The sequence below is a fragment of the Tepidimonas taiwanensis genome (assembly GCF_020162115.1).
Taxonomy (GTDB): domain Bacteria; phylum Pseudomonadota; class Gammaproteobacteria; order Burkholderiales; family Burkholderiaceae_C; genus Tepidimonas; species Tepidimonas taiwanensis.
Genome location: NZ_CP083911.1, coordinates 1,899,987 through 1,923,816, shown reverse-complemented (window position 1 = coordinate 1,923,816; position 23,830 = coordinate 1,899,987). Strand labels below are relative to the sequence as shown.

Here is a 23,830-nt window from a genome sequence, read left to right as displayed (position 1 = left end):
ACGCTGGCGCCCAGCGGGTTTGATATTCGTCAATCCGTGGCCTTGGGGCTTCGGCTATCGTCGGGGCATGCCCGCGCCCGCGTCCGACCCCGTTGCCGACCCCGCTCCTGCCAGCGGCGGTGGTGCCTCGCCGTGGTCGGCGCATCGCGGGCCGCTGACGGTCGACGACGACTTCCGCGTGCTCGACGACCCGCTCGAGCAGCGTGATTTCACCCACCCCGTCGACGGCGACGGCACGGTGCAGGAATCGGTCCTGATGGTGCAGGGCATGTACTGCGCCGCCTGCGCCGATGCGGTGGAGTCGGCTTTGGTCGGGCGACCCGGGGTGCTGGACGCGCAGGTGCACGCGGCCACGCGGCGGCTGACGCTGCGCTGGGACCCGGCGCGCACGCGCCTGTCGGACCTCGCGCAGGCCGTCGGGCGGGTCGGTTACCGCCTGCTGCCGATGCAGCAGGCGCTGGGGGTCGAGCAGCGGGTGCGCGAGACGCGTCAGGCGCTGTGGCGCCTGTTCGTCGCCGGCTTTTGCATGATGCAGGTGATGATGTACACGTGGCCCGAGTACGTCACCGCGCCCGGCCAGATTCCCCCGGACATCTTGCAGCTGCTGCGTTGGGCGTCTTGGGTGCTGAGCGTGCCGGTGATGTTGTTTGCGAGCGGCCCGTTTTTTGCTGGCGCATGGCGCGACCTGCGCCAGCGCCGCATCGGGATGGACACGCCGGTGGCCATCGGCATCCTGGTCACCTTCGTCGCCAGCAGCCTGGCGACCTTCGAGCCCGACGGCCCGTGGGGGCAGGACATCTGGTTCGACTCGCTGACCATGTTCGTCTTTTTCCTGCTCGGCGGGCGCTACCTGGAGCTCAAGCTGCGCGACCGCACCGCCGGCGCGCTGGACGCGCTGATGAACCGCCTGCCGGAGCAGGTCGAGCGCGAGCGCGCGGACGGCGGCATCGAGCGCGTGTCGCTCAAGCGGCTGCAGGTCGGTGACGTGGTGCGCGTGCACGCCGGGCAGGCCTTCCCCGGCGACGGCACGGTGCTCAGCGACGCGGCCACCGTGGACGAGGCGCTGCTGACGGGCGAATCGCACCCGGTGACGCGCCGGCACGGCGAGGCGGTCGTCGCCGGCAGCCACAACCTGGGCGGGACGGTGCGCGTGCGGCTCGAGCGGCTGGGGCGCGACACGCGCTTTGCGCAGATCGTGGCGCTGATGGAGCAGGCCAGCACCGACCGGCCGCGCCTGGCGCGGTTGGCGGACCGCATCGCGGCCCCGTTCCTCACGCTGGTGCTGCTGGCGGCGGCGCTGTCGGCGTGGCTGTGGTGGTCGGTGGACCCGCACCGCGCGGTGGCCACCGCCGTCGCGGTGCTGATCGTCACCTGCCCGTGCGCGCTGTCGCTGGCCACGCCCGCGGCGATGCTCGCGGCCGCGGGGGCGCTCGCGCGGCGCGGGATCCTCACGCGGCGGCTGCAGGCCTTCGAGGCACTGGCCGGGGTGGACACCGTCGTGTTCGACAAGACCGGCACGCTCACGCAAGACCGCGTGGTGGTGCACGACGTGCGCGTGCGCGAGGGCTGGCGTGTGGAACAGGCGCTGCAGGCCGCCGCGCGGCTGGCCCGCGCGTCGCTGCACCCGGTCTCGCGCGCGATCGCGGCGCGCGCCGGCGAGGTGGGCGCCGCCCCGCTGGCGGTGCAGGAGGAACCCGGGCGTGGCCTGACCGCGCGCGACGAGGCCGGGTGCACGTGGCGGCTGGGGTCCGCGGCGCACTGCGGGCTGGACGAGGCGTCGCTGGTGCCTTCGGGCCGCGGCGTGGCCGACATGCCGTGCGCCTATCTCGCCGACGACGAGGGCTGGGTGGCCACCTTCGTGCTCGACGAGGGGGTGCGCGCGGACGCGCCGCAGGCGATCGCGCAACTGCGGGCGCTGGGGATCGAGGTGCGGCTGCTGTCGGGCGACCGGCCCGCCGCGGCGCGTCGCGTCGCGCTGCCGCTGGGCATCGAGACGGTCGTCGCCGGTGCCAGCCCGGAGCGCAAGCTGGAAGAGGTGACGCGCTGGCAGGCCGAAGGCCGGCGCATCGCGATGGTGGGCGACGGGCTCAACGACGGCCCGGTGCTCGCGCGCGCCGACGTGTCGTTTGCGCTGGGCCACGGGGCGCCGCTGACCCAGACACGCGCCGACTTCGTCGTGCAAAGCGCCCGCCTCACCGACATCGTCTTCGTCGTCGAGCGCGCGCGCGCCACGATGCGCGTCGTGCGACAAAACCTCGCCTGGGCCGCGGGCTACAACGCGCTGGCCGTGCCGTTCGCGCTGGCGGGCTGGATGCCCCCGTGGGCCGCGGGACTGGGCATGGCGGCGAGCTCGCTGCTCGTGATCGGCAATGCGATGCGGCTGGCGCGCGAGGCGGCGCCGGCGAACGTCCCGTCCCAAGCGCCGGCCCCCGCGCCTGCGCCCACCCCCGTCTGAAGCCATGGAAATCCTCTACCTCCTCATCCCGCTGTCGGTCGTCTTTGTGCTGCTCATCATCGGACTGTTCTGGTGGGCGCTGCAGTCGGGGCAGTTCGACAACGTCGAGCGCGAGGGCGAGCGCATCCTGCGCCACGATTGACCTATGTCAATGGCGCGATCGGGCCCCTGCCCGATACTGCGCCCGGGTGTTTTCACAACAGGAGTGTCCTATGACTGCAACCACTGCGGCCTCCCCCGGGGGGGTCTATAACGACAAGGTCGTGAGGCAGTTCGCGATCATGACCGTGGTGTGGGGGATCGTCGGCTTTCTGGTCGGCGTCATCATCGCCGCCCAGCTGGCGTGGCCCGAGCTGAACTTCGGCATCGAGTACCTGACGTACAGCCGCCTGCGGCCGCTGCACACGAACGCGGTCATCTTTGCGTTCGGCGGCTCGGCCCTCTTCGCCACGGCCTACTATGTGGTGCAGCGCACCTGCCAGACGAGCCTGTTCGCGCCGGCGCTGGCCTCGTTCACGTTCTGGGGCTGGCAGGCGGTCATCGTGCTCGCGGCCATCACCCTGCCGCTGGGCATCACCAGCGGCAAGGAATATGCCGAGCTGGAGTGGCCCATCGACCTCCTGATCGCCGTGGTGTGGGTGGCGTTTGCCATCGTGTTCTTCGGCACGATCGGCACGCGCAAGGTGCGCCACATCTACGTGGCCAACTGGTTCTACGGTGCGTTCATCATCGCGGTGGCGATGCTGCACATCGTCAACAGCGCGGCCATCCCGGTCAGCTTCTGGAAGTCCTACTCGGCCTACGCCGGCGTGCAGGACGCGATGGTGCAGTGGTGGTACGGCCACAACGCGGTGGGCTTCTTCCTGACCGCAGGCTTCCTGGGGATGATGTACTACTTCATCCCGAAGCAGGCCGAGCGTCCGGTGTACTCGTACCGGCTCTCCATCGTGCACTTCTGGGCGCTGATCTTCACCTACATGTGGGCCGGTCCGCACCACCTGCACTACACCGCGCTGCCGGACTGGGCGCAGTCGCTGGGCATGGTGTTCTCGCTGATCCTGCTGGCGCCGTCGTGGGGCGGCATGATCAACGGCATCATGACGCTGTCGGGCGCGTGGCACAAGCTGCGTGACGACCCGATCCTGCGCTTCCTGATCGTGTCGCTGTCGTTCTACGGCATGTCCACGTTCGAAGGGCCGATGATGTCGATCAAGACTGTCAACGCCCTGAGCCACTACACCGACTGGACCATCGGCCACGTGCACTCCGGCGCGCTGGGCTGGGTGGGGCTGGTGACGATGGGCTCGATGTACTACCTGATCCCGCGCCTGTTCGGTCAGACCAAGATGTACAGCGTCAAGGCGATCGAGCTGCACTTCTGGATTTCGACCATCGGCATCGTGCTCTACATCGCCGCGATGTGGATCGCCGGCGTGATGCAGGGCCTGATGTGGCGCGCCGTCAACCCCGACGGGTCGCTCACCTACACCTTCGTCGAATCGGTCAAGGCGACGTATCCGTTCTACGTGATCCGTCTGCTCGGTGGCCTGCTGTACCTGGGTGGCATGTTCGTGATGGCCTGGAACGTCTGGAAGACCGTCGCCCAGGGCAAGGCGACCCCGGTGGCCATCCCCGCGCCCGCGCACGCATGAGGAGCTGACCATGGCGAACGCACAACACAAGCCGTCCGGTCACGAGCGCATCGAGACCAACAACTTCCTGATGATCGTCCTCATCACCCTGGTGGTGGCGGTGGGCGGTCTGGTGGAAATCGTGCCGCTCTTTTTCCAGCACTCGACCACCAAGCCGATCGAGGGTGTCAAGCCCTATCCGGCGCTGCAGCTCGCCGGCCGTGACATCTACATCCGCGAGGGCTGCTACGTCTGCCACTCGCAGATGGTGCGGCCGTTCCACGCCGAGACGCTGCGCTATGGGCCGTACTCGGTCGCGGGCGAGTTCGTCTACGACCACCCGTTCCAGTGGGGCTCCAAGCGCACCGGGCCGGACCTGGCTCGCGTCGGCGGCCGCTATTCGGACGAGTGGCACCGCATCCACTTGATCAACCCGCGCGATCTGGTGCCGGAGTCCAACATGCCGGCCTACCCGTGGCTGGAGCGCCGCACGGTGGACGCCGAGTCGCTGCCGGCCAAGATGCAGGCGCTGCGCAAGCTGGGCGTGCCCTACACCGACGAGGAGATCGCCAAGGCGGTCGAGGAGGTCCAGGGCAAGACCGAGCTGGAGGCGCTGATCGCCTACCTGCAGGGGCTGGGCACCGCCCGTTCGTGGGACAAGCTCGCCAAGGAGCCCGCGCAGACCGCCGCGGCGCCGGCCGAGCCGTCGCCCGCCCCCACCACCACCCAGTGAGGAGCCCCGATCATGGACGTGAACGATTGGCGCGTCATCGTGACCGTGCTCAGCTTCATCACCTTCATTGGTATCTGGGTCTGGGCGTGGTCGAAGAAGAACCAGCAACGCTTCGAGGAAGCGGCCCGGCTGCCCTTCCAGAGCGAATGAGGTCCGGCAGGAGAACATCATGAGCGATTTCACGAGCGACTTCTGGCATCTCTACGTTGCCGGCATCACCTTCATCAGCATCCTGGCGTGCGCCTTCTTCCTGTGGGCCAGCGGCAAGACCAAGGTCGTGGCCGCGGCCGACAACACCACCGGCCACGTGTGGGACGGCGACCTGCGCGAGATGAACAACCCCCTGCCGCGCTGGTGGGTGTACCTGTTCATCATCACCGTGGTCTTTGCCCTGGTCTACGGGGCGATGTACCCGATGTTCGGCAAGGTGCAGGGCCAGCTGGGCTGGAGCTCGCACGGGCAGTGGGCCGCCGAGCGCGCCAAGGCGTTGTCGGCGGTGGAGCCGCTGTACGCGAAGTTCCAGGGCATGGACCCGAAGGACCTCGCCAAGGACCAGCAGGCGATGGCCGTCGGTGAGCGCCTGTACATGAACTACTGCGCGCAGTGCCACGGCTCGGACGCCCGCGGCAGCAAGGGCTTCCCGAACCTGACGGATGCGGACTGGCTGGGCGGCGACGGGCAGCCGGCGTATATCCACCAAACCATCGCGCAAGGGCGCCAAGGCATCATGCCGCCGATGGCCGCGGCCGTCGGCACCGCCGAGGACGTGCGCAACCTCGCGCACTACGTGCTGAGCCTCTCGGGCAGCCCGCACGACAGCGTGCGCGCCACGCAGGGCGCGGCGAAGTTTGCCGCTTGCGCGGCCTGCCACGGCGCGGACGGCAAGGGTATGCACGCGACCGGCGCGCCCAACCTGACCGACCAAGTCTGGCTGCACGGCTGGGGCGAGGAAGCCATCGTGCGCGCGATCGAAAAGGGCTTCAACAACGTGATGCCGGCGCAGAACGCGCTGCTGACCGATGCACAGATCCACGTGCTGACCGCCTACGTCTGGAAGCTCTCGAACCCGAACTGAGTCCGCGTTCGACCGCGTTTGCCTTAAATCAAGCGCCAACGAAACCGGTGGGGGTACGATACTTCCACCGGTTTTTTCTTCTCGTTTGCCGAGGTTGACATGAGCACCGCCAGCAAAGCCACCACCGTACCGTCGGACGACGAGGTCGAGATATCGCTCTACGCCGCGCGCAAGAAGATCTACCCCCGCTCCGTCACCGGGACCTTCGCGCGCTGGCGCTGGGTGTTCGTGTGGCTCACGCAGCTCGTCTTCTACGGGCTGCCGTGGCTGACGTGGAACGACCGCCAGGCGGTGCTGTTCGACCTAGAGGCGCGGCGCTTTTACATCTTCGGGTTGGTGCTGTACCCGCAGGATTTCATCTACCTGACCGGGATTCTCGTGGTGTCGGCGCTGGCGCTGTTCCTGTTCACGGCGATCGCGGGGCGGCTGTGGTGCGGCTACGCCTGTCCGCAGACGGTCTACACCGAGATCTACCTGTGGATGGAAAAGCTCTTCGAGGGCGACCGCTCGGCGCGCATGCGGCTCGACCAGGAGCCGTGGAGCCTGCGCAAGTTCGCCCGCAAAGGGGGCAAGCACGTGGCGTGGATCCTGTTCGGGCTGTGGACGGGTTTCACGTTCGCCGGCTACTTCACGCCGATCCGTGAGCTGGGTGCCGCGTTCATCGCGTGGAACCTGGGGCCGTGGCAGACGTTCTGGATTTTCTTCTACGGTTTTGCGACCTACGGCAATGCGGGCTTCATGCGTGAGCAGGTGTGCAAGTACATGTGCCCGTATGCGCGCTTCCAGAGCGCGATGTTCGACAAGGACACGATGATCGTGACCTACGACGCCGAGCGGGGCGAGCCGCGCGGGGCACGCAAGCGCTCGGCCGATCCGAAGGCGCTGGGGCTTGGGGACTGCATCGACTGCACGCTGTGCGTGCAGGTCTGTCCGACAGGGATCGACATCCGCAACGGTCTGCAGTACGAGTGCATCGGCTGCGGGGCCTGCGCCGACGTCTGTGACGAGGTGATGGAAAAGATGGGCTACCCCAAGGGGCTGGTCAAATACTCGACGCAAAACGGCATGGCCAACCGCTGGACGCGCGCGCAGATGATCCGCCGCGCGTTTCGGCCGCGGGTGCTCGTCTACAGCGCGATTTTGCTGGCCATCGTCACCGCGCTGGGCGTGAGCCTGTGGCTGCGCGTGCCGCTCAAGGTCGATGTGATCCGCGACCGCGGGGCGCTGGCGCGCATGGTCGAGATGGGCCGGATCGAAAACGTCTACCGTGTTCAATTCATGAACGCGTCGGAAGCCGAGCGCGAGCTGCAGGTCACCGTGGACGGTTTGCCGGGGGTGACGATCGCCTCCGAGCCGACGGTGCACCTGCGGCCGACCGAGGTGCGCTCGGTGCCGGTGCGCGTACAGGTGCCGCCGGGGCTGGAGCCGGGTTCGCACCCGATCGTGATGACCTTCCGCTCCGCCGATGGCGCCATCGAGGTGCGCGAAAAGACGACGTTCCTGATTCCGCGATGATGCCGCGTGCGGGTGACCCGGGTTCACCCGCATCCCTGTTTCTCCCTTCCGCCTTTACACTATGACGACGATGACTGCTGTACCCCCCACCCCATCGCCCGCGTCGCGGCCGTGGTACCGTGAGCCGTTCGTGTGGATGGTGATCGGTGGCCCGCTCGTGGTCGTGATCGCGTCGCTGATCACGGTCGCGATCGCGGTGCGCAACGCCGACACGGTGCTGCCGCGCGAGTCCGCGCCGGCGCGGGTGGCGGTGCCCAGCGATGGGTTGTCAGCCGAGGAGCGGCTGGCGGCGGAGAAGGCGCTGCTGCCCGCCAACCAGGGGCGCAACCATGCGGTCTCGCCCACTTTGCCCGAGAAAGACTGACGGCCCGCCGGGGCCGGGAGAGAGGAGACGTGACGATGCTGGCCCAACGGATACTGTGGATCGCCTGGCCCGCTTTTCTGATGGCGGCGCTGATGGAGATGGTGGTGTTCGCGTTCGTGGACCCCGCCGAGCTGCAATGGGCCGGTGAGCGGCTCGGCTGGTCGCGGCAGGCGGTGTACACGGTCACGTTCTTCGTCTTCTGGGCGTTGACCAGCGCGTCCAGCGCGCTGACGACGTTGCTGTCGATGTCGCCGTGGGAAATCAACCGCTGCCCGGTACCGCCCGACCAGCGGCCCGCCGACTGTGCGCGCAACGTCGCGGCGGTCGGCGACGGTGGCACGCCACGCTGTGGCGGCTGCACCTGAGGCGACGGCGCCGCGGCCGCGCCGCGTGGGGCTGACGCGGCCCCGTGAGCCTCACGCGTCCGTGTCGCCGTGGTTGACGATGCGCTGCAGCGCATCGGCGTCGAGGATGCGCACGTAGCGCTGTTTGACCTCGATGATGCCGTCCTCCTGAAAGCGCGAGAAGGTGCGGCTGACGGTCTCCAGCTTCATGCCGAGGTAGCTGCCGATTTCCTCGCGTGTCATGCGCAGCACCATCTCCGTCTTGGAGAACCCACGCGCGTGCAGGCGCTGCACCAGGTTGAGCAGGAAAGCCGCGAGACGCTCCTCGGCACGCATGCTGCCCAGCAGCAGCATCACGCCCTGGTCGCGCACGATCTCACGGCTCATGATGCGATGCAGGTGATGCTGCAGCGTGCTGAACTCGCGCGAGAGCTGTTCCAGCTTGTCGAACGGCAGCACGCACACCTCGGCGTCTTCCAACGCCACCGCGGAGCAGGAGTGCTTGTCCTGCACGATGCCATCGAGCCCCAGGATTTCGCCGGCCATCTGGAAGCCCGTGACCTGGTCGCGGCCGTCGACGGTGGTGATGCAGGTCTTGAAAAAACCGGAGCGCACCGCGTACAGCGAGGTGAACGGATCCCCCGCGGAAAACAGCGTGCCGCCGCGCCGCACCCGGCGGCGAAACGGGATGAGCTGCTCGAGCTGGGCCAGCTCCTCCGCACCGAGACCCACGGGAATGCAAAGCTCGCGCAGATTGCAGCTCGAACAGGCGACTTTGATGCTGTGCAGGTCCATCGGGGTGTGATCGCAGAGAAAGAGGGGGCCGCGGCCCAGTGGACCCGACCGGTTCGGGGGGCTCAAAATACGGTGTTTTCAATGATGATAACAACCCGGGGCCGCGGCACGCCGCCCGTCGGGGCCGAATGCCCCGTCGCCGGGTGGGGGCGTCGCATGTGCAGGGCGTTTGACCCACGTCAACGAGCCGGATGCCGTCCTGCGGCACAGTCCACCCTCACTGGAGTCTCTGTCCGTGAAACACGTCATCGATGAAGCCCTGCTGCGCCGGTTCGACATCCCCGGACCGCGCTACACGTCCTATCCGACGGCGGATCGGTTCGTCGAGGCGTTCACCGAGCGCGACTACATCCAGGCGCTCGAACAGCGCCGCGCGGGGTCGATGGCGCTGCCGCTGTCGGTGTACGTGCACATCCCGTTTTGTGAGTCGCTGTGCTACTACTGCGCGTGCAACAAGGTGGTGACCAAGCACCACAGCCGCGCGGCGGAGTATCTGCGCTACCTCACGCGCGAGCTGGAGCTACAGACCGGGTACGTCGGGCGAGGACACCGCGTCAGCCAGTTGCACCTGGGCGGCGGAACGCCGACGTTTCTCAGCGACGACGAGCTGGCCGACCTGATGGCGATGATCCGGCGCCACTTCGAGCTCGTGCCCGGGGGCGAATACTCGATCGAGGTCGATCCGCGCACGGTGACCGCCGAACGTTTGGCCCACTTGCAAAGGCTCGGCTTCAACCGCCTGAGCTTCGGGGTGCAGGATTTCGATCCCACCGTGCAAAAGACCGTGCACCGGGTGCAGCCGGCCGCGCAGGTGTTCGCGCTGGTGGCCGCGGCGCGCGAGCTGGGGTTCGAGTCGATCAACGTCGACCTCATTTACGGCCTGCCGCAGCAGACGCCGGAGTCGTTTCGCCACACGCTGGAGCAGGTCGAGCGCCTGCGCCCGGACCGCATCGCGGTCTATGCCTACGCGCACCTGCCGGCGCGCTTCAAGGCGCAGCGGCGCATCATCGCGGCGGAGCTGCCCAGCCCGGCCGATAAGCTCGCGATGCTGTCGCTGGCATTGGACCACCTGAGCGCGGCAGGGTACGTCTACATCGGGATGGATCACTTTGCGCTGCCCAACGATGCCTTGGCGGTGGCCAAGCGGCAGGGGCGGCTGCACCGCAATTTCCAGGGTTACAGCACGCAGCCGGACTGCGACCTGATCGCGCTCGGGGTGTCGGCGATCGGCCGCATCGGCGCCACCTACAGCCAGAACGCCAAGACGCTGGAGGAGTATTACGACGCGCTCAATCAGGGGCGGTTACCGATCGTGCGTGGGCTGGCGCTGACACGCGACGACCTGCTGCGCCGCAGCGTGATCATGGCGATCATGTGCCAGGGGCTGGTGGACTTCGAGTCGATCAACCTCGCCCACCTGATCGATTTCCGCAGCTATTTCGCGCGCGAGCTGGAGGAGCTGCGCGCGCTGCAGGCGGTGGGGCTGGTGCGCATCGACGATACGCACCTGGAGGTCACCCCGACGGGCTGGTACCTGGTGCGGGCGATCGCGATGGTGTTCGACCGCTACCTGCAGGTCGACCAGGACCGGGCGCGGTTTTCCAAGATCATCTGAACGGCCGCTCGCCCGCGGGGCGCGGGCGCCGTGTCGCTGGTAGGATGCGCGCATGTTGGCGTCGATGACGGTTTCGGCCCTGCTGATGGGGCTGGTCGGGGGGCCGCACTGCGTGGCGATGTGCGGGGCGGCCTGCGCGGGCATCGCCCGCGCGGCGGCGCCGCGCACGCGCCAGGCGCTGTGGACGTGGCAATTCAGCCGGCTGGCGGGCTATGCGCTGCTCGGGGCGCTGGCCGGGGGCACGGTGCAGGGGATGGGCTGGCTCGGGCAGCAGACCGCCGTGCTGCGGCCCGTGTGGACGATGATGCACGTGGCCGCCCTGCTGCTCGGGCTGGCGCTGGTGTGGCAGGCGCGCCAGCCGGCGTTTCTGGACGGCTGGGCGCAGGCCGTGTGGCGGCGGGCCCGCCCGGTGATGGCGCGGCTGGGCGCGCGGGCGCCAGTGGCGCTCGGACTCGGGTGGGCGCTGATGCCGTGCGGGCTGCTGTATTCGGCGCTGCTGGTGGCGTCGCTGTCGGCGTCGGCGCTGGACGGCGCCGTGATCATGGCGGCGTTTGCCGCCGGGACGATGGTGTCGCTGGCCGCGGGGCCGTGGTTGCTGCTGCGCCTGGCCGAAATGCGCTCGGGCGGCTGGGGGATTCGCCTCGCCGGCCTCGCGCTGGCGGCGACGTCCGGCTGGGCGCTGTGGATGGGGATCACCCAGCCGACGGGTCTGTGGTGCGCGTGACCGTGCGCCCCGGCAGGGTGGCGACGACGAGGCCGAGCAGCGCCAGCGCAAAGGCGATCCACTGCAGCGGGGTGAGCCGCTCGCCCATGAAGAGCACGCCGATGGCCGCGGCGCTGACGGGCAGCATCACCGTGAAGACCCCGGCGCGCGCGGCCGGCACGTGGCGCAGCCCCGTCATCCAAAGCCACACGGTCCACACGCTGGCCGCGAGTCCGTAAAACACCAGCAACCCCCACAGCGGCGCGCGCATCGTGCTCCAGTCGAACCCGACCGCGGCCCACAGTCCCAGCGGTGTCATCAGCGCCAGGCCCCACAGGTTGATGAGCGCGGCAATGCGCTGTGGTCCGACCCGGCCGGTCAGGCGCTTGCCGATGACGACATAGGCGGCTTCGCACACGACGGCGGCGAAGACGAGCGCGTTGCCCCATACGGCCAGCGGCAGCCCCAGCCATTGCCCGCCGGGCGCCGCGGCCCCACCGCCCGTGGCCTTGTCGAGCGAAAACAGCCCGATGCCGAGCGCCGCCAGTGCGATGGCGACGAGCGACCTGCCATCCAGCCGCTCGCGCAGGAAAAGCGCCGAGAGCAGCGCGACGACGGCGGGGATCGCCGCCATGATGACGCCCGCGGCGCTGGCGGTGGTCAGGCGCACGCCGTACAGCATGCACAGCGAGAAAAGAAAGTTGCCCAGCAGCGCCTGCAGAAACAACAGAGCGTTCGTGCGCCGGTCCAGCGGCGGCTCACCCGGCGGCCGGCGCGTCCAGTGCAGCATCGCCCCCGCGCCGATCAGGTAGCGCAGCCACGCCAGCAAAAAGACGGGCATGACGGCTACCAGCGGCTTGGAGAGCGCGACATAGCTGCCCACCAGCGCCATGCTGGCCGCCAGCGCCGCGTAGGCGCGCCAGGGCGTGTGGCGCGCGGCGGTCATCGGGGCGGCGGGGTGAGGATGGTCGGGCGCGCTTCGGGCAGGGTGTGCGGGTGGTCGCGGCTGTAGTGCAGGCCGCGGCTTTCCTTGCGCTGCTGCGCCGAGCGCACGATCAGGTCCGCCACCAGCACCAGGTTGCGCAGCTCCAGCAGGTCGCGGCTGACGTGGAAGCGCGAGTAGAACTCGTGGATTTCCGCCTGCAGCAGCGCGATGCGGTGCGCGGCGCGCTCCAGCCGCTTGTCGGTGCGCACGATGCCCACATAGTCCCACATGAAGCGGCGCAGCTCGTCCCAGTTGTGGCTGATGACGACCTGCTCGTCGGCGTCGATGACGCGGCTGGCGTCCCACGGCCGCACCGGGGGTGGGGCCTGTCGCGGCTGCGCGGCCATGTCGCGGGCGGCGGCGCGTGCGAAGACCAGGCATTCCAGCAGCGAGTTGCTGGCGAGCCGATTCGCCCCGTGCAGTCCGGTGTAGCTGGCCTCGCCGACGCAGTACAGCCCCGGCAGGTCGGTGCGCGCGCGCAGGTCCGTCACGACCCCGCCGCAGGTGTAGTGCGCCGCCGGCACCACCGGGATCGGCTCGCGCGTGATGTCGATGCCCAGCTCCGCGCAGCGCTTGAGGATGGTGGGAAAGTGCTCGTGCAAAAACGCCGCCGGCTGGTGCGAGATGTCGAGGTAGACGCACGGGATGCCGTGCTTCTTCATCTCGAAATCGATGGCGCGCGCGACGATGTCACGCGGGGCCAGCTCCGCGCGCGGGTCGTGGTCCGGCATGAAGCGGTGGTGGCCCAGGTGCGCGGGGAGTTTGAGGATGCCGCCTTCGCCGCGCACCGCCTCGCTGATCAGGAAGCTCTTGGCCTTGGGGTGATAGAGGCACGTCGGGTGGAACTGGATGAACTCCATGTTGCCGACACGGCAGCCCGCGCGCCACGCGGCGGCGATGCCGTCGCCGGTGGCGGTGTCCGGGTTGGAGGTGTAGAGGTACACCTTGCCAGCGCCGCCCGTGCACAGCACGGTGTGGGTCGCGGTGAAGGCCTCGACCTCGTCGGTGGCGACGTCGAGCACATAGGCGCCCAGCACGCGCCGCGGTGCCTCGCGCCGCACGGCGTGGCGGTCGCTCAGGATCAGGTCCACCAGCGCGTGCGTCTCGAAAATGTCGATGTTTGCCGCCGCCCGCACGCGGTCGATGAGCGTCTGCTGCACCGCGGCACCGGTGGCGTCGGCGGCGTGGACGATGCGGCGGTGGCTGTGGCCGCCCTCGCGCGTCAGGTGCAGCTCGCCGCCTTCCTGTGTGAACGGCGTGCCGAGCGCGCGCAGCCAGGCGATCGCCTCGGGGGCGTGCTCGACGGTGAAACGCGTCGCATCGGGGTCGCACAGGCCCGCGCCGGCGACCAAGGTGTCGTGGATGTGCTGCTCGAAGCTGTCGCCTTCTCCCAGCACGGCGGCGATGCCCCCCTGCGCCCAGGCGCTGGAGCCGTCGGCGAGCGCGCGTTTGGTGACGATGGCGATGCGCCAGTCGGTCGGCAGCAGCAGCGCGGTGGCGAGGCCCGCGAGGCCGCTGCCGATGATCAGCGCGTCGTAGGAACGGGGGGCAGGCGGCGGGGGTGGCGTGGCGGTCATGGGGATGGGTATGCGGGGCTCAGCAGGGCTGGTACGCCAGGCGGACGTAGATCGGCGCGAAGACCTCGGCCTGCGTCACCTCGATCAATTGTTCCTTGGCCAGCTCGAGCACCGCGATGAAGGTCACGACCGCGTGCACGACGCCGCGGCCCGGGTCGAACAACTCGGTGAACTCGACGAAGCGCCGGCCCTGCAGCGCGCGCAACACGCCGCTCATCACCTCGCGCACGGAGATTTCTTCGCGCGTGATGGTGTGGCGCTGCACCAGGCGCGCGCGGCGCAGGATGTCGCGCCAGGCGGCGCGCAGATCGTCGGGACTCACCTGTGGCAGGCGCGGGGCGAGCGACTGCTCGATGTGCACCTGCGCGCGCCAGAAGTCGCGCCCGCACTGCGGCAGCGCGTCGAGCGCGCGCGCGGCGAGCTTGATCTGCTCGTACTCCAACAGCCGGCGCACGAGCTCGGCGCGCGGGTCCTCGGGCTCCTCCCCATCGGCGGCCGGCGCCGGCGGCAGCAGCATGCGCGACTTGATCTCGATGAGCATCGCCGCCATCAGCAGGTACTCGGCGGCGAGCTCCAGGTTGCGTGCGCGCACCTGCTCGACGTAGCCGAGGTACTGGCGCGTGACCTCGGCCATCGGGATGTCGAGGATGTTGAAGTTTTGCCGCCGGATCAGGTAGAGCAGCAGGTCCAGCGGCCCCTCGAACGCCTCCAGAAAAACTTCCAGCGCGTCCGGCGGGATGTAGAGGTCCTGCGGCAGGGCGAACAGTGGCTCCCCGTACAGGCGCGCGATCGCCACCTGGTCCACGACCTGGGGCGAGGCATCCTCGACGGGCGGTGGCGGCAGCGCCTCGGCCGCGGCGGTGTTCACTGCAACGACGGCTCGGTCTGGTAGACGTAGGGTTTTTGCGGCACGCGCGCGGCCTGCGCCTGGCGCAGGAATTCACGGTCCTGCGGCCGGTCCCACAGCAGCGCCCGACCGGCGCGCTGCTCGGCCTCGAGGCTGGGCTTGCTGCGCTTGAGCGACTCGAGAAACTGGGTGGCGTCGGAGACGTAGTCAGGCAATCCGAGGAAGTTCATGGCAGCGATGGAGGGGTGGGATGCGATCCACCCGCCATTTTAGGGCGGCGGGTCATCGGGATAGCCTGCGTTGGGGTCGGCCGTCCAGCCCGCGAGCCGCGGCAGAAAACCCGCGCGCTCCATCAACGAGCGCGGCTGGTCGTGCAGGTGGTCGATCCACAGTCGCGCGCCGCGCCGCTCGATCGTTTCCAGCAGCGACGTGAGCGTATCCAGCCCTGTGGTGTCGAGCAGCAGCAGGTGCCGCGCGTCCAGCCGCACCATGTTACCGGGCTCGACCCGTTCGATGGCGGCCTCCAGGGCATCGAGCTTGGTGACCGCACCGAAGAAGAGCGAACCGTACAGGCGGGCACGGATTTCGCCGTTGCGCGACTGCACGTCCACGCGAAAGAGGCTGCTTTGTCGGCGCACGAACAACACCACCGCCAGCACCAACCCCAGCTCGACCGCCAGCGTCAGATCGAAGATGACGGTGACGAAGAAGGTGGACAGCAGCATCAGCCGGTAGTGCAGGCTGAAGCGCCGCATCTGCACGAATTCGCGCCACTCGCCCATGTTCCAGGCGACGAACAGCAAGATGCCGGCCAGCACCGCCAGCGGAATGTGGCGCGCCAGCGGCGCGGCCAGCAGCACGATCGCCGCGAGCGTGGCCGCGTGGACCATGCCAGCGACCCCGCTGGTGGCGCCGCTGCGGATGTTGGTGACCGTGCGCGCGATGGTACCGGTGGCGGGCATGCCACCGATCAGCGGCACGACCGCGTTGGCCACACCCTGGGCCATCAGCTCCTGGTTGGGGTCGTGCTTGCGGCCACCGGCCAACTGGTCGGCCACGCGCGCGCACAGCAGCGACTCGATCGCACCCAGCGCGGCGATGGTGAGCGTCGGCATGACGAGCTGACGCACCGTCTGCCAGCTCACGTCGGGCCACACGAAGCTGGACAACGTTTGCGGAATGCCCCCAAAGCGGCTGCCGATCGTCTCCACCGGCCATTCGAGCCACGCCGCCAGCGCACTCAGCGTCACCAACGCCACCACGGGCGCCGGCAGGCGCGAGGTGGCGCGCAGGGCCGACACCTGATCGAAGCCCTCTAGCCGCTGCCGGAAGGCCGAATCGACCGCCCACAGCCGGGGCCACACAAACAGTCCCACGACGCACAAACCCGCGAGCGCGATGGCATAGGGGTTGACCGTGTGCAGACTGCCCCAAACCGTGTGCACGATGCCAAAGAAGTCGGCGGGCATCTTCTCCACGCGCAGCCCCAGCGCGTCGCGCAGCTGCGATAGGCCGATGAGCACCGCAATCCCGTTGGTAAAGCCCGTCACGACGCTCACCGGCACGAAGCGCACCAGCGTGCCCAGACGAAACCAACCCATCACAAACAGCAGGATGCCGGCACAGAAGGTGCTGACGAGCAGGCCGCCGACGCCGTGCTGCTGCACGATGCCATAGACGATGACGATGAAGGCACCCGCCGGCCCGCCGATTTGTACCGAGGTGCCGCCCAGCGCTGCGATCAGGAAGCCCGCGACGATGGCCGTCCACAGGCCGGCCTGCGGTGGCAGGCCGCTGGCGATGGCAAACGCCATCGCGAGGGGCAGCGCGACCACACCGACCGTGAGGCCCGCGCCGATGTCCTTGGCCAGTCGCTCGCGCGAATAGGCACGCAAGTCGTCAAGCAGACGGGGATGGAAACGCGATAACGACGACAGATCCATGGGGCGCTCCGGGAAAAACGGGTAGGGGGCGGCAAGCGGCGGCCGGCCGTCCCGGAGGCCCACAGTGGTAGCGCCGCGTGATGAAGCGGCGTCGTGCGGTCAGGGCGTGCACGCGGACCATCGTGAGGTGCTACGGAGGATGAACCGACAGTGTACACCCGGCACGGGGTGGCGCGTCAGCGGATGCGCATCCCGGGCTGGGCACCGGGGTGCGGTTCGAGGATGAAGAGCCCGGGCTGCGCTTTCTCGTCGGCGTGACTGGCGGCGAGCACCATCCCTTCGCTGACGCCGAACTTCATCTTGCGTGGCGCGAGGTTGGCCACCAGCACGGTGAGCTTGCCCACCAGGTCCTCGGGCCGGTAGGCCGACGCGATGCCCGAGAAGACATTGCGGTGGCGGCCTTCGCCGACGTCGAGCGTCAGGCGCAGCAGCTTGGTGGACCCTTCCACCCGCTCGCAGGCGACGATGCGCGCCACGCGCAGATCGACCTTGGCGAAATCGTCGATCGTGATCGTGGGCGCGATCGGTTCGCCGCCGGGCGCTGTCCCTTCGGCGGTAGTATCCACGGCAGGGGTGGCCGCCGGGGCAGGGGCGGGCTCGAACAGCGCGTCGAGCGCCTTGGCCTCGACGCGCTGCATCAGGTGTTCGTAGGCGCCGATCCCATGGCCCGCGCCCAGCGGCTGGCGCGCGTTGTCGAAATCGAGCGGCGCGCAGCGCAGGAACGCTTCCACCCGTTCGGCGGTGGCGGGCAGCACGGGCTTGAGCATCGCGGTGAGCACACGGAAGGCCTCGATGCACGTGGTGCACACGTCGTGCAGCCGACCCGCCAGTTCCGGCTGCTTGGCCAGCTCCCACGGTTTGTTCTGGTCCACGTAGGCGTTGACGCGGTCGGCCAGCGCCATGACCTCGCGCACGGCCTTGCCGTACTCGCGCTCGGCCCACAGCTCGGCGACCGCGGGCACCGCGGTCTGCAGCGCATCGAGCAGCGCCTCGCCGTCCGGCGAGATGGCGCCCAGCCGTCCCTCGAAGCGCTTGGTGATGAAACCCGCGGCGCGCGACGCGATGTTGACGTACTTGCCGATGAGGTCGCTGTTGACGCGGGCGACGAAATCGTCCGGGTTGAAGTCCACGTCCTCCACGTGCGGGTTGAGCTTTGCCGCCAGGTAGTAGCGCAGCCACTCCGGGTTGAGCCCGAGGCGCAGGTAGCGCATCGGGTCGATGCCGGTGCCGCGGCTCTTGCTCATCTTTTCGCCGCTGACCGTGATGAAGCCGTGCACGAACACGTGCGTGGGCGTCTTGCGGCCGGAGAAATGCAGCATCGCCGGCCAGAACAGCGTGTGGAAGTAGGTGATGTCCTTGCCGATGAAGTGGATCTGCTCCACCGCCGGGTCGGCGATGAACTCTTCGAACGTTTGCGGGGTGCGCGACGGGGCGTGCCAGTGGTTCGCGGCCTGGCCCTTGTCGAAGTGGTTCTTCAGGCTTGCCAGATACCCGATCGGGGCGTCGAGCCAGACATAAAAGTACTTGCCCGGCGCGTCCGGAATCTCGATGCCGAAATACGGCGCGTCGCGGCTGATGTCCCAGTCCCCAAGGCCGCCCTGGCCGTTATCGTCCTTGGCGAACCACTCGCGGATTTTGTTGACCACCTCCGGCTGCAGCCGACCCGGCGCGCCGGTCCACTCCTCTAGAAACTGCACGCAGCGCGGGTCCGAGAGTTTGAAGAAATAGTGCTCGGACTGGCGCAGCTCGGGCTGCGCGCCCGACAGCGCCGAGTAGGGGTGGCGCAGCTCGGTGGGCGTGTAGACCGCGCCGCAGGCCTCGCACGAGTCGCCGTACTGATCCGGCGCGTCGCAGCGCGGGCACTGGCCCTTGATGTAGCGGTCCGGCAGGAACATGCCCTTGACCGGGTCGTAGAACTGTTCGATCGCGCGCACCTCGATCAGCCCAGCCGCTTTCAGCGCACGGTAGATGTCCTGCGCGAGCTGGTGGTTTTCCGGCGCGTCGGTGCTGTGCCAGTTGTCGAAGCGGATGTGAAAGCCGTCGAGGTACGCCGCCCGTCCCGCGGCGATGTCGGCGACGAACTGTTGCGGGGTTTTGCCCGCCTTCTCTGCGGCGATCATGATCGGCGCGCCGTGCGCGTCGTCGGCGCCGACGAAGTGCACCTCGTGTCCCTGCAGCCGCCGTGTGCGCACCCAGATATCGGCCTGGATGTACTCCATGATGTGGCCGATGTGGAAGTGGCCGTTGGCGTAGGGCAGGGCGGTGGTGACGAAGAAGCGGCGCTGGGGCATGGGAGCTGATCCGGTGGCGGCCCGTCGCGGGGCCCGGGGTGCGCCTCGGGGCGGCGCAAATCCGGGATTTTACTGAGGGCACTGTCCGCGCGGCGGCGGGGTATCGGTGTGTGAGCGGCTAGACTTCGGGCCACGGCCTGCGAGAGATGAAGGCCCAACCCAGCGCGTCCGGTCGTGACGTTTGGTTGTGATACCGGTCCAAACCACCCCGTGCACCGATCGTCGGTTTTTTGACCTCCACCCCGGATCAGGAGAGCCATTCCCCATGAGCGTCGACACCCAGGCCCTGCTGCAGGCGTTGCAGACCGTCGTCGATCCCCACACCGGCAAAGACTACGTTTCGACCAAGGCGATCAAGAACCTGCAGGTCACCGGCGCGGACGTGTCCTTCGACGTCGAGCTGGGCTATCCGGCCAAGAGTCAGCACCCCGCGCTGCGGCAGGCCCTCATCGCGGCCGCCAAGGGCGTGCCCGGGGTGGGCAACGTGTCGGTGCAGATCGTCACGAACATCGTTGCGCACGCCGTGCAGCGCGGCGTGCAGCTGCTGCCGCAGGTGAAGAACATCGTCGCGGTCGCCTCCGGCAAGGGCGGCGTGGGCAAGAGCACGACCACCGTCAACCTGGCGCTGGCGCTGGCGGCGGAGGGCGCGCGCGTCGGGATTCTGGACGCCGACATCTACGGGCCCAGCCAGCCGATGATGATGGGCATCGAGGGTCGCCCGCAGAGCGTCGATGGCCAGACCATGGAGCCGCTGGAGAACTACGGGCTGCAGGTGATGTCGATCGGCTTCCTCGTCGACAAGCACGAGGCGATGATCTGGCGCGGACCGATGGCCACGCAAGCGCTCGAACAATTGCTGCGCCAGACGAACTGGAAGGCGCTGGACTACCTGCTGGTGGACATGCCGCCGGGCACGGGCGATATCCAACTGACCCTTTCGCAGCGCGTGCCGCTCACCGGCGCGGTGATCGTGACGACGCCGCAGGACATCGCGCTGCTGGACGCGCGCAAGGGCATCACGATGTTCCAGAAGGTCGGCGTGCCGATCCTCGGCATCGTCGAGAACATGGCCGTGCACGTGTGCCCGAACTGCGGTCATGTCGAGCACATCTTCGGCGCCGACGGCGGCAAGCGCATGGCGGCCGAGCTGGGCGTGGCGTACCTGGGTGCCCTGCCGCTCAACCGCCAGATCCGCGAGCAGGCCGACGCCGGCCAGCCCACGGTGGTGGCCGACCCGGACGGCGAGATCGCCGCGCTGTACAAGGCGGTGGCGCGCCAGGTGGCCATCACCATCGCCGGCAAGGCCAAGGACTATTCGCGCAAGTTCCCGACCATCACGATCAGCCGGGATACCTGATGGGTTGGCTTGCAGCGCAGGCTCGTGGGGGCAGCGCTGATTGGATGAGGACGGTGCTCACCCGTGCGCGTCAGCGACAGTCCGGGGCGCACATCGTGGGCGAGTTGCGCTAGAGTCTGCTCCGTGCGCCACGTCCAGAGGTACGACATGGGTTTTGCATCCGAAGCGCCTGCGCGCACCCTGCTGACCGGCGTCGTCATGCGCCGCGAGCCGGTGGCGGGGCCGATGGCCCGCTGGCAGCCGTGGCGCTGGGTGCTGGCGGACGTGGTCGTGCTGCAAGGGCCGCCCGGCGTCGCCTGCGTGCAATGGCCGTCGGAGGTGCCGGCGGGCCCGCTGGCGCTGGAGCCCGCCAGCGGCGCGGCCTCTCCCGACGTGCACCACTGGGGGTTCCCGGGGTTTCCGGTCGTACTGCATCCGGAGGATGCCGAGGGGCTGTACCTGAACCTGACCTCGCCGCAGCCGTGTTTCTGGGTGATGTGGCGCGAGGGCGAATCCGAGGACGAACTGCCCGCACCGCAGATCGTGACGCTGAGCTACCACGATGCGGGCCGCTGGCTCGACGCGCAGGAACGCGTCGATCAGGTGCCGGCCCCGGCGGACGTGGTGCGCTGGATGGCGGCCTTCGTCGAACACCATTACCGCCCGGAGCCCAAACGCCGCGCGCGGCCGGCGAGCTTCCAGCCACTGACCGACCGCTTCGGGCAGCCCGCGCGCATCAGCACCGGCGAGCGCCGCCGTGGCCCGGCCGGCGATAGCACGGGGGACGGGGCATGAGCGAGGCGGAAGGCTTCTTCGCCCGCTGGTCGCGGCGCAAGGCGCAGGCGCGCGCCGGTGTGCCGTTGCCCGAGCCGGCGGGGGACGGGGTATCCTCGGATGTGGGGGCCTCTGCCGCCCCGGCGCCGGAGCCGACGACGCCCCCGGGGCGCCGGAACGATGCCGCGCCCGCGCAGACCGAGACGCCGGTAAACGTGACGCGGACCTCGGCGGTCGCGCCGGACGCGTCGGCGCCGCCCGAGCGCCCGCTGCCGACGCTGGAGGACGTGCAGCGCCTGACCCCCGACGCCGATTTCCGCCCCTTCGTCGACCGCCGTGTCGCACCGGAGGTGCGCAACGCCGCGCTGCGCAAGCTGTTTGCCGATCCGCACTTCAACGTGATGGACGGGCTGGACGTGTACATCGACGACTACTCCCGGCCCGACCCGCTGCCGACGGCGATGCTGCGCAATATGGTGGCGGCGCGCTTCATGAAACTCGTCGAGGAGGCCGAACCCACGGCGCCGGGCGCGCGCGCGACGCCCGCGGCCGACGGCGGAGCATCGCATCCGGCGGACGGGGACATGCGGAACCCTGCCGACCCGGTACCACCGCCGTCCGCTGCGCTGCACCTCGACGGCGAAGGCTCCGACAGCGGCAATGGCCCGGACGGCGCCGACGGCCCGGTGTCCGCCGCCGTGCACCGGCCGCCCCCGCAGGAGAACCCGACCCGATGACCACGCTCGTTTGCAACTGCAACCGCACCATGCCGCTGGATGGCGCGGCGCTGGCGCGCGCCCTGGGGGAGCCGATCGAGGTCTACACCGCGCTGTGCCGGCGCGAGGCGCCCGCGTTCCAGCGCGCCGCCCGTGCGCCGGAGTCCACGCTCACCGTCGCCTGTACGCAGGAGCGGCGGCTCTTTCTCGAACTGGCCGAGGCCACCGAGGGGGTGCCGAGCCCCGAGGAGCGGCCGATCCGCTTCGTCAACATCCGCGAAACCGGGGGCTGGTCGCGCGACGCCGCGCAGGTCACGCCGAAGATCGCGGCCCTGCTGGCGGCGGCGCGCCTGCCAGAGCCGGACCCCGTGCCGACGGTGCGCTACCACAGCCAGGGCCGGCTGCTCATCATCGGGCCGCTGGACGCCACCGAGGCGTTGGCCGACCGGCTGGGCGACGTCTGGGACGTGACGCTGCTCGCGCTCGGCGGCGCGGGCCGGCAGACGCGCGGCCACCCGGTGCTGGCCGGGCGGCTGACGGGCCTGACCGGCTGGCTCGGTGCGTTCGACGTGCAGTGGCAGGAGGACAACCCGATCGCGCTGGACCTGTGCACGCGCTGCAACGCCTGTATCACCGCCTGCCCCGAGGGGGCGATCGGGCTGGACTATCAGGTGGACCTGAGCCGCTGCCGCGCCCACCGCGACTGCGTGCGTGTGTGCGAGGCGCCCGGCGCCATCGACTTCCAGCGCGAGCCGCTGGCGCAGCGCGCCACGTTCGACGCCGTGCTGGACCTGCGGCCCACACCCGCATTCACGCAGCACGCGCTGCCGCAGGGCTATGTGCACCTGCCCCCGACGCTGGACGCGGAGCAGCGCCTGCAGCGGCTGTGGGGGTTGCGCGACCTGGTGGGCGAGTTCGAAAAGCCCAAATTCTTTCGCTATGAGCAGCGGCTGTGCGCGCACGGCCGCAACGAGCAGGTCGGCTGCCGGGCGTGCATCGATGTCTGCTCGGCCAGCGCCGTGCGCAGCGACGTCGAGCACAACCGCATCGTCGTCGAGCCCCACCTGTGCGTCGGCTGCGGGGCGTGCACCACGGTGTGCCCGAGCGGCGCGCTGGGCTATGCCTACCCCGACGCCGCGTACCAGGGGCGGGCCATCCGCACGTTGCTGTCGGCCTACCGCGCTGCCGGCGGGCGTGACGCGGCCCTGCTGCTGCACAGCCAGGGGGCGGGGCAGCGCCTGATCGAGGACTGGGGCCGCGCGGCCCGGCTGGACGCCGCCGTGCAGGGCCCGCCGGCGCGCGTGATCCCGTGGGCGCTGTGGCACACCGCCAGCGTCGGGCTCGAACTGTGGCTGTCGGCCATCGCCTATGGCGCGAGCCAGGTGTGGGTGCTGCTCACGGACGAGGAGGCCCCCCAGTACCGCACCGCGCTGCAGGAGCAGATGGCGGTGGCCGAGGCCATCCTGCAGGGGCTGGGCTACGCTGGGGAGCATTTTCGTTTGTTGTCGGCGCGCGATGCGCGCGACCTCGCAGCGCTCGACGCGGCGGCGCGCGTGCCGCCGGCCCAGGGGGTAGCGACGCCCGCGACCTTTGCCACCCAGCGCGACAAGCGTGCGACGCTGGAGCTGGCGCTGGATCACCTGATCGCGCAGGCGCCCGCGCCCGTGGGGGCGGAGATCGCGCTGCCCGCGGCCGGCGCGCCCCTCGGCACGCTGCAGATCGACACCGCCGCGTGCACGCTGTGCATGGCCTGCGTCGGGGCGTGCCCCGCGGGCGCGTTGCAGGACAACCCGACGGCCCCGCAGCTGCGCTTCATCGAAAAGAACTGCGTGCAGTGCGGCCTGTGCGTCAAGACCTGTCCGGAGCACGCGCTGCAGCGCCAGCCGCGCCTGTGGCTCGATCCGCAGCGCCGCGAGGCGCGCGTGCTGCACGAGCAGCCACCGTTTCACTGCATCCGCTGCGGCAAGCCCTTCGGCACCCTCAAAGGGGTGGAGACGATGTTGGCGCGGCTGTCGGCGCACCCGATGTTCCAGGGCGCGGCCGTCGAGCGGCTCAAGATGTGCGGCGACTGCCGTGTCATCGACATCCACACCAGCCGCGACGAAGTGCGCATCACCGATCTGTGAGTCCG

At 69.5% G+C, this 23,830-nt stretch carries 22 protein-coding genes; 15 read left to right on the top strand and 7 right to left on the bottom strand.

Features of this window, described 5'->3' with window-relative positions; genetic code table 11:
- Nucleotides 1-67 precede the first annotated feature (67 nt).
- The 9 genes from LCC91_RS09080 (at nucleotide 68) to LCC91_RS09040 (ending at nucleotide 8,138) form a co-directional block, all read left to right on the top strand.
- The gene (locus tag LCC91_RS09080) at nucleotides 68-2,455 is read left to right on the top strand and encodes a heavy metal translocating P-type ATPase (protein WP_043704018.1); all 2,388 of its coding nucleotides are present in this window, start codon (nucleotides 68-70) and stop codon (nucleotides 2,453-2,455) included.
- A 4-nt stretch (nucleotides 2,456-2,459) separates the two neighbouring features.
- Nucleotides 2,460-2,597: a cbb3-type cytochrome oxidase assembly protein CcoS gene (gene ccoS / locus LCC91_RS09075; protein WP_043704021.1), complete on the top strand. Its 138-nt coding sequence runs from the start codon at nucleotides 2,460-2,462 to the stop codon at nucleotides 2,595-2,597.
- Nucleotides 2,598-2,667: 70 nt separating this feature from the next.
- Nucleotides 2,668-4,107 (top strand): cytochrome-c oxidase, cbb3-type subunit I, encoded by a 1,440-nt coding sequence (ccoN, locus tag LCC91_RS09070; RefSeq protein WP_043704027.1) that lies wholly within the window; start codon nucleotides 2,668-2,670, stop codon nucleotides 4,105-4,107.
- Between the two features lie 10 nt (nucleotides 4,108-4,117).
- Nucleotides 4,118-4,819, top strand: coding sequence for a cytochrome-c oxidase, cbb3-type subunit II (ccoO, locus tag LCC91_RS09065; RefSeq protein ID WP_082007764.1), 702 nt, complete (start codon nucleotides 4,118-4,120; stop codon nucleotides 4,817-4,819).
- A gap of 12 nt (nucleotides 4,820-4,831) precedes the next feature.
- Nucleotides 4,832-4,969 (top strand): cbb3-type cytochrome oxidase subunit 3, encoded by a 138-nt coding sequence (locus LCC91_RS09060; RefSeq protein ID WP_043704028.1) that lies wholly within the window; start codon nucleotides 4,832-4,834, stop codon nucleotides 4,967-4,969.
- 19 nt (nucleotides 4,970-4,988) lie between these two features.
- The gene (gene ccoP / locus LCC91_RS09055) at nucleotides 4,989-5,894 is read left to right on the top strand and encodes a cytochrome-c oxidase, cbb3-type subunit III (protein ID WP_043704029.1); all 906 of its coding nucleotides are present in this window, start codon (nucleotides 4,989-4,991) and stop codon (nucleotides 5,892-5,894) included.
- A 99-nt stretch (nucleotides 5,895-5,993) separates the two neighbouring features.
- Nucleotides 5,994-7,409 carry a cytochrome c oxidase accessory protein CcoG gene (ccoG, locus tag LCC91_RS09050; protein ID WP_043704031.1) on the top strand — a complete coding sequence of 472 codons (1,416 nt, stop codon included), beginning with the start codon at nucleotides 5,994-5,996 and terminating at the stop codon, nucleotides 7,407-7,409.
- Nucleotides 7,410-7,479: 70 nt separating this feature from the next.
- A complete protein-coding gene (locus LCC91_RS09045) occupies nucleotides 7,480-7,773 on the top strand; it encodes a hypothetical protein (RefSeq protein ID WP_043704035.1) in 294 nt (97 codons plus the stop codon).
- A 35-nt stretch (nucleotides 7,774-7,808) separates the two neighbouring features.
- Nucleotides 7,809-8,138, top strand: a complete 330-nt coding sequence (locus LCC91_RS09040; protein ID WP_052231853.1) for a hypothetical protein — start codon at nucleotides 7,809-7,811, stop codon at nucleotides 8,136-8,138.
- 51 nt (nucleotides 8,139-8,189) lie between these two features.
- Here LCC91_RS09040 and fnr read toward each other — a convergent pair whose 3' ends face one another.
- Nucleotides 8,190-8,912 carry a fumarate/nitrate reduction transcriptional regulator Fnr gene (gene fnr, locus LCC91_RS09035; RefSeq protein WP_043704036.1) on the bottom strand — a complete coding sequence of 241 codons (723 nt, stop codon included), beginning with the start codon at nucleotides 8,910-8,912 and terminating at the stop codon, nucleotides 8,190-8,192.
- A 229-nt stretch (nucleotides 8,913-9,141) separates the two neighbouring features.
- Between fnr and hemN the strand changes: the two genes are divergently transcribed.
- Nucleotides 9,142-10,527: an oxygen-independent coproporphyrinogen III oxidase gene (gene hemN / locus LCC91_RS09030; protein WP_390612133.1), complete on the top strand. Its 1,386-nt coding sequence runs from the start codon at nucleotides 9,142-9,144 to the stop codon at nucleotides 10,525-10,527.
- Nucleotides 10,528-10,579: 52 nt separating this feature from the next.
- Nucleotides 10,580-11,251 (top strand): sulfite exporter TauE/SafE family protein, encoded by a 672-nt coding sequence (locus LCC91_RS09025; protein ID WP_043704039.1) that lies wholly within the window; start codon nucleotides 10,580-10,582, stop codon nucleotides 11,249-11,251.
- On the opposite strand, the gene LCC91_RS09020 is transcribed toward LCC91_RS09025, so the two are convergent.
- From LCC91_RS09020 to metG, 6 genes are all read right to left on the bottom strand, one after another.
- Nucleotides 11,220-12,176, bottom strand: a complete 957-nt coding sequence (locus LCC91_RS09020; RefSeq protein WP_043704040.1) for a DMT family transporter — start codon at nucleotides 12,174-12,176, stop codon at nucleotides 11,220-11,222. The two genes, LCC91_RS09025 and LCC91_RS09020, sit on opposite strands and share 32 nt — an antisense overlap.
- The gene (nadB, locus tag LCC91_RS09015; RefSeq protein ID WP_052231835.1) at nucleotides 12,173-13,792 is read right to left on the bottom strand and encodes an L-aspartate oxidase; all 1,620 of its coding nucleotides are present in this window, start codon (nucleotides 13,790-13,792) and stop codon (nucleotides 12,173-12,175) included. Before nadB ends, LCC91_RS09020 begins: the two co-directional genes overlap by 4 nt.
- A 19-nt stretch (nucleotides 13,793-13,811) precedes the next feature.
- Entirely contained in the window at nucleotides 13,812-14,660 is an 849-nt protein-coding gene (locus tag LCC91_RS09010) for a segregation and condensation protein A (protein WP_043704042.1), read from the bottom strand.
- On the bottom strand, nucleotides 14,657-14,869 hold the full coding sequence (locus LCC91_RS09005) for a DUF3460 family protein (protein WP_043704044.1): 213 nt from the start codon (nucleotides 14,867-14,869) through the stop codon (nucleotides 14,657-14,659). The genes LCC91_RS09010 and LCC91_RS09005 overlap by 4 nt, the downstream gene beginning before the upstream one ends.
- Before the next feature lie 39 nt (nucleotides 14,870-14,908).
- A complete protein-coding gene (locus LCC91_RS09000; RefSeq protein ID WP_058615758.1) occupies nucleotides 14,909-16,582 on the bottom strand; it encodes a SulP family inorganic anion transporter in 1,674 nt (557 codons plus the stop codon).
- 176 nt (nucleotides 16,583-16,758) lie between these two features.
- Nucleotides 16,759-18,873 (bottom strand): methionine--tRNA ligase, encoded by a 2,115-nt coding sequence (gene metG, locus LCC91_RS08995; RefSeq protein ID WP_058615724.1) that lies wholly within the window; start codon nucleotides 18,871-18,873, stop codon nucleotides 16,759-16,761.
- A 265-nt stretch (nucleotides 18,874-19,138) separates the two neighbouring features.
- Between metG and apbC the strand changes: the two genes are divergently transcribed.
- The 4 genes from apbC (at nucleotide 19,139) to LCC91_RS08975 (ending at nucleotide 23,825) form a co-directional block, all read left to right on the top strand.
- On the top strand, nucleotides 19,139-20,230 hold the full coding sequence (gene apbC, locus LCC91_RS08990; RefSeq protein WP_043704049.1) for an iron-sulfur cluster carrier protein ApbC: 1,092 nt from the start codon (nucleotides 19,139-19,141) through the stop codon (nucleotides 20,228-20,230).
- Between the two features lie 147 nt (nucleotides 20,231-20,377).
- The gene (locus LCC91_RS08985) at nucleotides 20,378-21,004 is read left to right on the top strand and encodes a DUF3305 domain-containing protein (protein ID WP_052231836.1); all 627 of its coding nucleotides are present in this window, start codon (nucleotides 20,378-20,380) and stop codon (nucleotides 21,002-21,004) included.
- Nucleotides 21,001-21,720, top strand: a complete 720-nt coding sequence (locus LCC91_RS08980) for a DUF3306 domain-containing protein (protein WP_143897960.1) — start codon at nucleotides 21,001-21,003, stop codon at nucleotides 21,718-21,720. Before LCC91_RS08985 ends, LCC91_RS08980 begins: the two co-directional genes overlap by 4 nt.
- Entirely contained in the window at nucleotides 21,717-23,825 is a 2,109-nt protein-coding gene (locus tag LCC91_RS08975; RefSeq protein ID WP_043704052.1) for a 4Fe-4S dicluster domain-containing protein, read from the top strand. Before LCC91_RS08980 ends, LCC91_RS08975 begins: the two co-directional genes overlap by 4 nt.
- The last annotated feature ends 5 nt before the right edge of the window (nucleotides 23,826-23,830 follow it).

What these genes read in the sequence shown, in the direction of transcription:
- LCC91_RS09080 (WP_043704018.1), top strand. Translation starts at nt 68, where the DNA reads ATGCCCGCGCCCGCGTCCGACCCCGTTGCCGACCCCGCTCCTGCCAGC.
- ccoS (WP_043704021.1), top strand. Translation starts at nt 2,460, where the DNA reads ATGGAAATCCTCTACCTCCTCATCCCGCTGTCGGTCGTCTTTGTGCTG.
- ccoN (WP_043704027.1), top strand. Translation starts at nt 2,668, where the DNA reads ATGACTGCAACCACTGCGGCCTCCCCCGGGGGGGTCTATAACGACAAG.
- ccoO (WP_082007764.1), top strand. Translation starts at nt 4,118, where the DNA reads ATGGCGAACGCACAACACAAGCCGTCCGGTCACGAGCGCATCGAGACC.
- LCC91_RS09060 (WP_043704028.1), top strand. Translation starts at nt 4,832, where the DNA reads ATGGACGTGAACGATTGGCGCGTCATCGTGACCGTGCTCAGCTTCATC.
- ccoP (WP_043704029.1), top strand. Translation starts at nt 4,989, where the DNA reads ATGAGCGATTTCACGAGCGACTTCTGGCATCTCTACGTTGCCGGCATC.
- ccoG (WP_043704031.1), top strand. Translation starts at nt 5,994, where the DNA reads ATGAGCACCGCCAGCAAAGCCACCACCGTACCGTCGGACGACGAGGTC.
- LCC91_RS09045 (WP_043704035.1), top strand. Translation starts at nt 7,480, where the DNA reads ATGACTGCTGTACCCCCCACCCCATCGCCCGCGTCGCGGCCGTGGTAC.
- LCC91_RS09040 (WP_052231853.1), top strand. Translation starts at nt 7,809, where the DNA reads ATGCTGGCCCAACGGATACTGTGGATCGCCTGGCCCGCTTTTCTGATG.
- fnr (WP_043704036.1), bottom strand. Translation starts at nt 8,912, where the DNA reads ATGGACCTGCACAGCATCAAAGTCGCCTGTTCGAGCTGCAATCTGCGC.
- LCC91_RS09025 (WP_043704039.1), top strand. Translation starts at nt 10,580, where the DNA reads ATGTTGGCGTCGATGACGGTTTCGGCCCTGCTGATGGGGCTGGTCGGG.
- LCC91_RS09020 (WP_043704040.1), bottom strand. Translation starts at nt 12,176, where the DNA reads ATGACCGCCGCGCGCCACACGCCCTGGCGCGCCTACGCGGCGCTGGCG.
- nadB (WP_052231835.1), bottom strand. Translation starts at nt 13,792, where the DNA reads ATGACCGCCACGCCACCCCCGCCGCCTGCCCCCCGTTCCTACGACGCG.
- LCC91_RS09005 (WP_043704044.1), bottom strand. Translation starts at nt 14,869, where the DNA reads ATGAACTTCCTCGGATTGCCTGACTACGTCTCCGACGCCACCCAGTTT.
- LCC91_RS09000 (WP_058615758.1), bottom strand. Translation starts at nt 16,582, where the DNA reads ATGGATCTGTCGTCGTTATCGCGTTTCCATCCCCGTCTGCTTGACGAC.
- metG (WP_058615724.1), bottom strand. Translation starts at nt 18,873, where the DNA reads ATGCCCCAGCGCCGCTTCTTCGTCACCACCGCCCTGCCCTACGCCAAC.
- apbC (WP_043704049.1), top strand. Translation starts at nt 19,139, where the DNA reads ATGAGCGTCGACACCCAGGCCCTGCTGCAGGCGTTGCAGACCGTCGTC.
- LCC91_RS08985 (WP_052231836.1), top strand. Translation starts at nt 20,378, where the DNA reads ATGGGTTTTGCATCCGAAGCGCCTGCGCGCACCCTGCTGACCGGCGTC.
- LCC91_RS08980 (WP_143897960.1), top strand. Translation starts at nt 21,001, where the DNA reads ATGAGCGAGGCGGAAGGCTTCTTCGCCCGCTGGTCGCGGCGCAAGGCG.
- LCC91_RS08975 (WP_043704052.1), top strand. Translation starts at nt 21,717, where the DNA reads ATGACCACGCTCGTTTGCAACTGCAACCGCACCATGCCGCTGGATGGC.